The following is an 8,152-nucleotide window of genomic DNA, read 5'->3' on the forward strand; positions in this document are numbered from 1 at the left end:
CTATCGTCAATGTCCCTTAGATTAACAGATTGTGCCTAGATTAGATCCAATCGATTTTATCTTAGCTCGATCGATCCCTTTACATCCCTGACTTCTCAGAGAAGTCGGGAATCTGATTACAGGATGTAAATTTTTGTAATAGTAGAACTAGATTGACATGAAAATTGGGATTGTTGGTGGTGGAATTGTGGGGTTAACGACTGCTTACTATTTATTGAAAAATGGTCATGAAGTCGCGATCTTTGAAAAACATGGAGACGTATCACAACAAGCCTCGTTTGGGAATGGCGGACAATTAAGCTATTCATACATACAGCCTTTTGCTTCTCGTGCTATTCTCAAGCAAGCGATCGAATCTTTTTTTACCAACCTTCCTTACGCGATCGATCGGGCTACCCTAATTAAAAATGCTAGTTGGGTTCATAGTTATGTAAGAAGTTGTAACGATCGCTCTTTTTATCAAACAGCCGAGCGGCTTCACGAATTATGCGTGTTAAGCGAATCTGGATTTGCAGAAATATGTCGCGATATTCCAAACATTCAGATTCAGAAAAATGGCAAAGTCGTTTTATATTCATCAGCAGCTAGTTTTAATGGTAACGACAGATGGATGGCTTTTCTAGATAAAAATGGGATTGAAACCAGAAAGATCGAGCGAAAAAAACTCAAAAATATCGATCCTTGTCTCGATCGTGTAGAGCGAGAATATCATGGTGGACTGTACACACCCAATGATGCTTACATCGATCCGGTAGACTTTTCTAAGAAACTTTTAAATTACCTAACAGTTAAATATCAGTCTGAGTTTAAAATATTATTTAATAGTCAATCGAAACTTTTAATTAAAAATGGAGTGACGATCGGTATTTCCGCAGCAGCAGTTAATTATAATTTCGATTCAGTTGTGGTCTGTGCGGGTCTAGAAGCAAGTAAAATGGAGATAGGTTGCAATATCATCCCCATTCGCGGCTACAGCCTAACATATTCAATCGACAATCGTCAGAGCGGCGTGTCAATTACAGACTATAGCAAAAGATGTTTGCTATCTAATGCTGGAGATTCAATCCGAGCGACAGCCGGAGCTGATTTTGTCGGGCTTAACGATCGGGTTCCACCCGATAAATGGCACGAACTAGAGAATTTTGCTAAAAAAATACATCCACATGTTAGCAATATAGCTCCAACTAAATGGGTTGGATTCAGACCTTTGACACCTAGTAGCTTTCCAATTATTACTAAGGCAGAAAAGACTGAAGGTTTGTATATAAATAGCGGACATGGCGGATTAGGTGTGACGCTTTCTGTCGGTTCGGCACGCTATCTGGTTAATCTCATCGGCAGGTAATATTAAAGTATAATAATTAATATAGTTTACTCGATTTATCCATGAAGCTTAATATTTGGGGTCAATGATAGCCTGGTTAAATTTACTCGGAATTATCGCGATCGGGTGTGGCATAGTTTTTAAAAATACTGGTATTACTGTAGCCGGATGTGCGATCTCACTGGGATTATCCATGCCGATTATTTATCGCAGCATTCGCCCCAAAATTCCCAAATCTTTATCTTTAGCCCAAAAAAACCGGATCGTAATTGCAATTACGATCCCAATGGTTATCTTGAGTTTGCTCAAGATTTTTGGCTTCTTTACTTATATTGGCGGATTATCGGCGGGAACTGATTGGAGTGCTGTAGGTGCGTTAGGATTGTGGGGTGGCGCACTCGGACAAACTGCGATCGCAACGATCGCCGCTTTGGTATCTTGGCGACAGTATATCGTTTCGCGCGACTTGACGATCGAACAAAATCGGCTCAATCGCCAACAAAATATTCTCACCCAGCAACAAACGATCGATAATTATTTTCAGGGCATTTCGGATTTAGTATTAGATGATGATGGTTTTCTTGAAGATTGGCCGCAAGAGCGTGCTTTTGCAGTAGGACGTACGGGAGCATTACTCGGTAGTGTTAATGCTGCGGGAAAAGCGCGAGTAATTCGCTTTTTATCTCGATCTAAATTGCTCACACCCCTGCAACGCGATTTGCGGCTGGGAAAGGTGGTTCTCAATGGGAGTGGGGGTTATGATGAAGATCGGATTTATGGCGTTCGAGTCATCGATTTGGGGGTAATGCTGGCGGGTACGGACATCTCACAAACCGATTTGCGATGGACGGATCTCAGCGATGCTAATTTAATTCGGACTAATTTACGCGGCTGTAATTTAGCGAAAGCTAATTTAGCTAGAGCGATTCTTTATCAGGCTCGATTAAATGGTGCCGAAATTGGGGGAACTCGACTTTTTTATGGCGATGTTGACGTTGCTAGTCCCCGCATTACCGATCGATCTCCAGATTATATTACAGGTGAATTTGCTGGCGCGGTAGTAGAAGATGCCGACTTTACCAACGTACGCGGGATGTCTGAAGAACAACGCCAATATTGTTGTGCTTGGTGCGGCGAAGCATCTCGTAGCACTATTCCCGGCGGTTGTCGCGATACTCCCAATCGCCTATTTGTTAGCTCTGCTCGATTATTTGATGATTAGGGAATAGGGGATAGGGAATAGGGAATATAAATTGTGAGATGATAAAATTAATAAACACAGCTATTTTTCACTTAATCAATTATTGTCGATGGTTTGTATCAAAAATTGACTAAAAATAAAAATACATTGAACCAAACGGATAATTAATAAGCCAAGATTAAACTATTCCCTATTCCCTAATTCCATGACTGTCATTCTATACTGGGGCGATGATGATTTCGCGATCGTTAAAGCGGTAAGTGCCATTCAACAATCGACACTCGATCCGGCTTGGATGAGCTTTAATTATGAAAAGATTTCGCCCGATCGCGAGGATGCGACAATATCCGCGTTAGACTCAGCCATGACACCGCCATTCGGCATGGGTAAACGGTTGGTTTGGCTGGCGGATACGACTTTAATGCAGCAATGTTCGGAAGGATTACTTGCCGAACTAGAACGAACTTTACCGCAAATTCCCGCAACTACAATTTTGCTGCTGACTAGTAAGAATAAACCCGACGGACGGTTAAAATCGACCAAAACAATTCAGAAATATGCCAACGTTCAGGAATTTAGTTTAATTTCACCCTGGAAAACCGCAGAACTCAGCCAGCGAGTCCAAATCGTTGGCAAAGAATTGGGTCTGAAATTAACTTCAGATGCGATCGAACTCCTCGCTGAAGCTGTTGGTAATAATACCCGTCAACTGTATTTAGAATTAGCTAAGTTGCAGCTTTTAGCTGGTGAAGGCAAGCAGATCGATCGAGCGATGGTGGCTAGTCTGGTAACTGCTAATACTCAAAATAGCCTCCAATTAGCTACCGCGATTCGCAGTGGCGATGTCGGTACGGCTTTGCAATTAATTACCGAATTAATCGATCGCAACGAACCCGCACTCAAAATAGTTGCCACCCTCGTCGGTCAATTTCGCACCTGGTTGTGGGTGAAAATGCTCCTAGACGCGGGCGAAAAGGACGATCGAGTTATTGCTACCGCCGCCGGATTGGGGAACCCCAAACGCCTATTTTTCATCAAGCAAGAACTTCAAGCTACCACTACCGATCGACTGGCGGCTAGTCTCCCTAAATTACTAGATTTAGAATTTAATCTCAAACGCGGCGGTGAAACTACATCTACCTTGCAAATGCACGCGATCGAATTGTGTCAGATCTTTAGGTATTAGGTATTAGGTATTAGGCTTTAGGCTTTAGGCGGGGGAATCAAGATGAGGATTGATGTGGGAGAATTAGATGCTGTTGTGGTCGCGGCGCGATCGCAGTGTCGATCGATAGAATAATAACAGACACCAAAATAATTTACTAATTATTCAGAATTTAGCCTAAAACCTAACACCTAAAGCCTAAAACCTAAATGAAGATTCGTCGTCGTCCGCCTAGTTCGTCTGTAAATGTTGGCCCACTTGAGTATCAAATTATAGTTCCCGATAACCAACCGCAGCATATTCTCGAAGAAATTGTCTGGTATAAAGAACGAGAAGTACCGATGCTGCGGGAGAAAATGCCGCTCGATAACTTGAAAAAGCAAGTCGCGGTAATGGCTCCACCATTGGATTTTTTGGGGGCAATCCAGCAGGGGAAGACGAACCCGGCGGTAATTGCTGAGGTGAAAAAGGCGAGTCCGAGTAAAGGGGTAATTAGAGCGGATTTTGATGCGGTGGAGATTGCTAAATCTTACCAGCGCGGTGGGGCGAGTTGTTTGTCGGTATTGACCGATCGCAAGTTTTTTCAGGGGAGTTTCGAGAATTTGGCGGCAGTGCGTCAAGCGGTGGATTTACCGTTGCTGTGTAAGGAGTTTATTATTTATCCTTACCAAATTTATTACGCACGCGTACATGGAGCCGATGCGGTGCTGTTGATTGCGGCGATTCTAGAAGATGTCGATTTGCAATATTTTCTGAAGATCGCGCGGGGATTGGGGATGACAACTCTAATCGAGGTACATACCGAGGCAGAATTCGATCGAGTCTTAAAATTAGACGGGGTGAAGCTAATTGGCATTAATAACCGGAATCTCGCTGATTTTAGTGTAGATTTAGACACTACTGCGAGACTTTTAGCCTCCCGGAGAGAGCAAATTAGCGATCTGGGAATCTCGATCGTCAGCGAATCGGGATTACATACTGCTGAAGATATTAAAATAGTAACTGAGGCTGGAGCTAATGCGGTGCTAATTGGGGAATCATTAGTAAAGCAGGACGATCCCGGACGCGCGATCGGCGATATGTTTGTAACATAGCTACTGCAATCTACCCATTCAAATATCACCGTGCAATCCGGTGTCTCAGGTGAAAGCATATTCATGGATCGAATTAAGTTACCCTCATTAGTACACTACGAACTGATTTTACAGGTGCTCGAACGCCAAGCAACAGTCGCAGCCGATCGCGATCCGATCGTCAGGGAGCGAGTGCAACAGCTAATTGTCACGCTGCGGAAGGCTTTATCTCAACACAAGTTGCTAGAAGATGTTTGCCGCCATCAAAAGATGGAAGTAGAACACGTTTGGGCACTTAATTCGGTTGTCGGTAGGGATGAGGTGACGACGAGGGATTAGGAAGTAAGGAGTAAGGAGTAAGGAGTAAGAAGTAAGAAGTAGGTTGGGTAGAGCGATAGCGAAACCCAACTCACACCAACATCCTAGACATGTTGGGTTTCGATGCTCAACCCAACCTACGATCTACGCACTCCCATCTCCCATCTCCGATCTCCCATCTCCCCTCTCTGTGCTTGCTGAAAATTCGGGACTGACGATCGAAATATATGGCTCGCTGAGATATTTATCGGCGGCGGTGCGTAACTGTGCTGAAGTCAGTTCTTGAATGGCTTGGTTAAATTGCAAGTCAAAATCTACATTCAATCCCAATAGCTCGTACAAACCATAGGTTTGTGCTAACTGTCCGTTAGTTTGTTTTCCGAGCGCATATTGTCCGAGTAGTTTATCTTTTGCTGTTTGAACTTCACTCGCTGATAACGGCTCCATGCACAACCTATCGACTTCCGCACGTAAGCCGCTCACAGCAACGCGAGTATTGCTAGGATTAGTGCCCATATATACGGCAAAATGCGAAGTATCCAAGCGCGTGGGATAAAATGCCGAAACATCGTAGGCGAGTCCGCGTTTTTCGCGCAGCTCGACAAATAAGCGGCTGGACATGCCATTACTCAGATAACTATCGATTAATTTGAGCGCGATGCAGTCGGGATCTTGGATTGGTGGGGCGAGATAGCCTAACATGACGATCGCCTGTTGGGTAGCTTGATGCTCGAATTGATATTGGGGTTGGGTAGTAACGCTGTAAGGATCGAGAGTTGGCGGCGCGATTTCAGGAATGCTCCAATCGCCAAAGACTTGAGTGACTAAATCGATCGCCTCGTCGGGGGTAATTCGTCCTGCAAGGCTAATAATTAGTCGATCGGGTCGGATATGAGTCTGATGGTAGTTTACTAAGTCCTGACGGCTAATTTGGGCGATCGTCGTTTCGGTACCTAAAGTCGATCGGGCGTAAGGATGTTCGCCGTATAAAACCGTCCGCAATTGGCGATAGGCATTATTAAATGGTTGCTCTGTCTGCGATCGAATTGCTTGCAGAATCTGTTTGCGTTCGAGTTCGATTTGTGCTTCAGGAAAATTAGGACTGCGGAGAATTTCACCAGCTAATTTGAAGATATCGACCAAATCGGCTTTAACAGTCTTGAGACTCAATTTAATATAATCGGTCGTTGTATCCGCACCCAATCCCGCACCCACAGACTCAATTCGATCGGCAATTTCTAGAGCCGACAACCGTTCTGTCCCCTTGGTAATTACCGATGTTAATAGTTGGGCTAATCCCGCCCGTGCTGGTGTTTCCCATCGACTCCCCGCCGGAATAAAAAATCTCCCAGAGACAATATCCGCACTAGGGTTGGGAATTGTCAAAACTATAATACCGTTGGCTAACTGGCTCCGGTGTACGGCGGGATTAATCATTGGGGATAATGCTAGATACTAAATATAAGCTTTACAATCCAAGCTACAGCATATTTGGCTCCTCAGAATCCCCTGACATCGATCGATGGTGATATTTATGCTCTATGGGGCAAAAAGTTCGGCAATTGTTTGCTGAATTTCACAAGCAGCTAGATAAGGGTCGGGAGCGAGTTTAATCGGTCGTCCCACTACAATATAGTCGGCTCCATTCAAAAATGCGGTTTTAACATCTACAGTTCGCTTCTGGTCGTCTGGTGCTTCGGTATTATCGACGGGTCTGATTCCTGGTGTCACCACCAAAAAATTCGCCCCTAAATCGGCCCTTAACGCCTTAGCTTCGCGTCCGGACGAAATCACACCATCGCAGCCGATCGCCATCGCACGCTTGGCTCTAGACAGCACTAGCGCGTCAGGATCGCACTCGAACCCTAGGTCGTTTAAGTCGCCGCGATCGAGACTAGTTAAAACTGTCACTGCTAAAATCTTTAAGTCTTGTTTTTCCCGCACGGCGGCGCGCATAATTTCATCGTTACCATGTACAGTGACAAAACTAATACCGCGATTGGTAAGTTGTTTGACCGCCGCGCCGACAGTTTGCGGTACATCAAAAAATTTCAGATCGACAAACACTTTTTTGTCGCGCGCTAGCAACCAATCGATCGTTTCAAAGTATTCTCCGCCTAAAAATAGTTCTAGCCCTAACTTATAAAACACGATCGCATCGTCGAGTCGTTCGACAATTTGCTGCGCTTGTTCCTTGCTCTGCACGTCTAGCGCAAAGATCGGTCTTTCCTTGGGGTCGATATTTTTTTGCGAAAGATAAGCTCGATCGTCTGATGCCATTTTGGATTTTGGATTTTGGATTGGGAAAACCTGTCTGTACCTGGAGCCTGTCATCTCATCTGTCGTCACTATTTTTCAAAATGTGGTGAGATGAGGCTAGTTGACAGCTTAACAATCGTACTTTTCAAGTTTAACTGTAAAAGCAGCATTACCGATCGGCAGGATCTAATGTTGCCAAAACAATCGGGTAGGGGTAATTTATGAATTACCCCTACCCGATTGTTTTGGCGATCGATGGCGATCTACGAGTGCCTAGCCTCTGGCTTCAGCGGCTTTTTGTTCTTCTTGAGTCTGGGGTGGACGATAGCCATGCTCGAAGGCAAATCTGACCAACTGCGATCGATTTTCGAGATTTAACTTCGTCAGAATATTGCTCAGATGCGTCTGAACGGTGCGAGGGCTGATAAATAACCGCTGACTGATTTGTTTATTAGTCAAACCTTGAATTACTTCCCAGAATACCCGTGCTTCGGCTGGAGTTAATGGTAAATCTTCTCCTGGTTCTGGGTCTTTGGTTTGGACGATCGAATCCGAGGAACTATCGCCATATTCACTACCAGAGTCGCTATCTTCAGGAACCTTTTGCATCAACCGCACCATTTCTGAGTGAATGCGACGCGAGCGTTCTAGTTGCGCTTCAATTTTTGCCAACAGTTCTAACGGCTCAAACGGTTTGGTAATGTAGTCATCAGCCCCGATATAATGACCTTGAATGCGGTCTTCGAGATCTTTTTTGGCGGTTAAAAAGATAAATGGTACCAATTGTCCCGGTCTGGTCGCCCGAAGACGGC

The 8,152-nt window shown here is 44.6% G+C and carries 8 protein-coding genes; 5 read left to right on the forward strand and 3 right to left on the reverse strand.

The window, feature by feature from the left end; genetic code table 11:
- Positions 1-157 precede the first annotated feature (157 nt).
- From Q0R35_RS05365 to Q0R35_RS05385, 5 genes are all read left to right on the forward strand, one after another.
- Entirely contained in the window at positions 158-1,345 is a 1,188-nt protein-coding gene (locus Q0R35_RS05365) for an FAD-dependent oxidoreductase (protein ID WP_295615062.1), read from the forward strand.
- Between the two features lie 64 nt (positions 1,346-1,409).
- Entirely contained in the window at positions 1,410-2,546 is a 1,137-nt protein-coding gene (locus Q0R35_RS05370; protein WP_295615063.1) for a pentapeptide repeat-containing protein, read from the forward strand.
- Positions 2,547-2,730: 184 nt separating this feature from the next.
- Entirely contained in the window at positions 2,731-3,711 is a 981-nt protein-coding gene (holA, locus tag Q0R35_RS05375; RefSeq protein WP_295615064.1) for a DNA polymerase III subunit delta, read from the forward strand.
- Between the two features lie 188 nt (positions 3,712-3,899).
- The gene (trpC, locus tag Q0R35_RS05380; protein WP_295615065.1) at positions 3,900-4,784 is read left to right on the forward strand and encodes an indole-3-glycerol phosphate synthase TrpC; all 885 of its coding nucleotides are present in this window, start codon (positions 3,900-3,902) and stop codon (positions 4,782-4,784) included.
- Between the two features lie 30 nt (positions 4,785-4,814).
- Positions 4,815-5,102, forward strand: coding sequence for a DUF5340 domain-containing protein (locus Q0R35_RS05385; RefSeq protein ID WP_295615066.1), 288 nt, complete (start codon positions 4,815-4,817; stop codon positions 5,100-5,102).
- A gap of 123 nt (positions 5,103-5,225) precedes the next feature.
- On the opposite strand, the gene Q0R35_RS05390 is transcribed toward Q0R35_RS05385, so the two are convergent.
- The 3 genes from Q0R35_RS05390 to Q0R35_RS05400 form a co-directional block, all read right to left on the reverse strand.
- Positions 5,226-6,518, reverse strand: coding sequence for a pitrilysin family protein (locus tag Q0R35_RS05390; protein WP_295615067.1), 1,293 nt, complete (start codon positions 6,516-6,518; stop codon positions 5,226-5,228).
- Positions 6,519-6,620: 102 nt separating this feature from the next.
- Positions 6,621-7,361, reverse strand: coding sequence for an orotidine-5'-phosphate decarboxylase (pyrF, locus tag Q0R35_RS05395; RefSeq protein ID WP_295615068.1), 741 nt, complete (start codon positions 7,359-7,361; stop codon positions 6,621-6,623).
- 252 nt (positions 7,362-7,613) lie between these two features.
- Positions 7,614-8,152: response regulator transcription factor (locus tag Q0R35_RS05400; protein ID WP_295615069.1), on the reverse strand; the 539-nt coding region annotated here is incomplete at its 5' end.

Origin of the sequence: Chamaesiphon sp. GL140_3_metabinner_50 (assembly GCF_025361915.1) — a bacterium.
GTDB lineage: Bacteria > Cyanobacteriota > Cyanobacteriia > Cyanobacteriales > Chamaesiphonaceae > Chamaesiphon.

Bases quoted from the DNA above. Each gene is read 5' to 3' on its own strand.
- Q0R35_RS05365 (WP_295615062.1), top strand. From the start codon at position 158: ATGAAAATTGGGATTGTTGGTGGTGGAATTGTGGGGTTAACGACTGCT.
- Q0R35_RS05370 (WP_295615063.1), top strand. From the start codon at position 1,410: ATGATAGCCTGGTTAAATTTACTCGGAATTATCGCGATCGGGTGTGGC.
- holA (WP_295615064.1), top strand. From the start codon at position 2,731: ATGACTGTCATTCTATACTGGGGCGATGATGATTTCGCGATCGTTAAA.
- trpC (WP_295615065.1), top strand. From the start codon at position 3,900: ATGAAGATTCGTCGTCGTCCGCCTAGTTCGTCTGTAAATGTTGGCCCA.
- Q0R35_RS05390 (WP_295615067.1), bottom strand. From the start codon at position 6,518: ATGATTAATCCCGCCGTACACCGGAGCCAGTTAGCCAACGGTATTATA.
- pyrF (WP_295615068.1), bottom strand. From the start codon at position 7,361: ATGGCATCAGACGATCGAGCTTATCTTTCGCAAAAAAATATCGACCCC.